The 2,558-nt window shown below is 77.0% G+C and carries 1 protein-coding gene; it reads left to right on the top strand.

Annotated features, from left to right (window positions below):
* The coding region (locus tag HMPREF3105_RS00255) for a DEAD/DEAH box helicase family protein (protein ID WP_070708494.1) at positions 1-2,558 on the top strand (2,558 nt) is incomplete at both ends.

Below are 2,558 nucleotides of genomic sequence, written 5' to 3'. Positions count from 1 at the left end.
GGGCCGGGACGAGCTGGAGGTCCAGATCACCGAGCCGGCCCGCCTGAACCCGGCGCTCGTGCGGAACCTGCGCCGGCACCACGGCATCGCCCTGGACCCCGAGGCGTACCAGCAGGCCGCCTACGCCACGGCGCGCCTCGAGCCCGCCCCCGCGTTCGCCCGCCTGCGCGAGGAGACCGCCGCGATCGCGGACCTGCACATCCAGGATTGCCTGCTCGTCTCCACGTTCGCGGACCTCGGCGAGACCGCCTCCCTGCCCGCCTCCCTCGAGGATCTGCCGGTCGTGCAGGCCCTGTACGACGCCGGGACCGGCATGGTGCCCCGCCCGGCGGCGCTGCAGCCCACGGGCGCGCCCGCGGAGGATGACGTCGCCCCGGCGGACGAGCGCCTCGTCGTCGACGTCGACGCCGCCCAGGCACGCGTGCTCGAGCACGCCGCGGCGGGGGAGTCCCTCGTGGTGGCGGCCGCCCCCGGCACCGGGCAGACCCAGACCGCCGCCGCCCTGGCCGCGCGCCTGGCCTGGGAGGGTCGGCGCGTGCTGGTCGTGGCCGAGCGCTCCGCCGCCCTGGCCGACGTGCTCGACCGCCTCGAGGAGGCGGACCTGCGCTCGATCGCGCTGGACGTGCCCGCCAACGCGGACCCCGAGCTGCTCCGCCGCCAGCTCGTGCAGGCCGTCCTGCGCTCCGAGCGGGCCGTGGACCCCGACACCGCCCGGGACGAGGCCGCCCTGACCGAACGACGGCGCCGGCTGCAGGAGCACGTCGGCTCACTGCACCACGTCCGCCCCCGCTGGGGCTGCTCGCCGTTCCAGGCGATGCAGGCCCTGGCCGCCCTGACCGGGCTCGAGACGCCGCCGGCCACCACCGTGCGCCTCAAGCGCTCCGTGCTGGACTCCACCGTGAACCGGCAGGCCGTGGGCGAGCAGCTCGTGCGCGCCGGGGAGCTCGGCGCGTTCTCGGCCGCCGCCACCGAGAGCCGCTGGTTCGGCGCCCGCGTGCGCAACGTGCAGGAGACCGAGGCCGCCTCGGAGCTGGCCGACGAGCTGGCGGCCGCCCTGCACACCACCCGGCGCGCCGTGGACACCGCCGCCGCCCAGGCCGGCCTGCGCCCCGAGCGCACGGTGGCCGGCTGGGCGGAGCAGGCGGACCTCTACCGCCGTGTGGCCCGCACCCTCACCGAGTTCACCCCCGAGGTGTTCTCCCTCGACGTGCCCCAGCTGGTCGCGGCGACCGCCACCAGCTCGTGGCGGCGCCTCCACCTGGTCGAGATGTCCTCGGTGACCCGGTCCCGCCTGCGCCGCGCGGCGAAGGACGCGGTCCGCCCGGGCGTGCAGCCCACGGACCTGCACGGCGCCCTCGTGGACGCCGCCGCCGTCCTGGAGGACTGGAACCGCCACGCCGCCGAGCCGGGCACGCCCCCGCAGGTGCCGGACCAGGGCGAGCACGTGATGGGCCAGGTCGGCCAGGTGCGCGAGCGCCTGCGCCGGCTCGAGGGCGTCCTCGCCCCGGAGGCCGTGGCCGAGGCGCCCTTGGAGGAGCGGGACGTGGACGACCTCGTGGCCGCCGTCGACGGGCTCGTGGCGGACCGCGACACCCTGGCCACGCTGCCCGAGCGCACCCTCGTGCTGGACAGCCTGCGCGACCACGGCCTGGCGGAGCTGCTCGAGGACCTGCGCGACCGCGAGGTGCCCACCGAGGCCCTGACCGCCGAGCTCGAGTTGGCGTGGTGGCAGTCCGCGCTCGAGGCGATGATCTCCGGGGACGACTTCCTGGCCATGATGAGCGGCACGGACCTGGCGGAGGTCGAGCGCGGGTTCCGCGACCTGGACCGCGCCCATCTCGAGCGCGGCGGCGCCCGGCTCTCCGCCGCGCTGGCCGCGCGCTGGCGGGAGGCGCTGCGCACCTATCGCGCGGACGCGGCCGTGCTGCGCACCCTGCTCAAGCAGGGCAGCCCCACGGTCGAGTCCCTGGCCACGATCACCCCCGAGCTCCTGCAGCCGCTCGTGCCGGTGGTCACCACCTCGCCCATGGCCCTGTCCGAGTTCCCCCCGGAGTGGCGCGCCGACGTCGTCGTGCTGCTGGAGGCCGACGCGACCGCCCTGGCCACCGCGATGGGCGCGCTCACCCGCGCCCCCCAGGTGGTGGCCCTCGGCGACCCGGTCATCGGGCGCCCGCAGTCGTTCCAGGTGTCCGTGGACCCGACGGCGACCGCCGGGCCCCTGCGCCCGCTGCGCTCGGCCCACGACGCGCTGGACGAGGTGCTGCCCACCCTGCCGCTGCGCACCGTGCACCGCCCCCTCGAGCGGCGCCTCGTGCGCCTGCTCTCCGCGCTCGCCTATGACGGCGCCCTGGACGCGCTGCCCACCGCGGGCGAGGCCACCGGCCGGGATCGCGCCGTCACGGCCGAGTACCTGCCCGAGGGCACCGGCATCCCGATGACCGGCGGCGACGTGGTCGAGTCCACGAACGCCGAGGTCGCCCGCACCGTGGAGCGCGTGTTCGAGCACATCCGCGACCGGCCCGAGCAGTCCCTGGCCGTGGTCACGGTGTCCGAGCAGC

The organism is Micrococcus sp. HMSC31B01, from assembly GCF_001816085.1.
Lineage (GTDB): Bacteria > Actinomycetota > Actinomycetes > Actinomycetales > Micrococcaceae > Micrococcus > Micrococcus luteus.
This window is presented reverse-complemented; position numbering and strand designations above follow the sequence as displayed.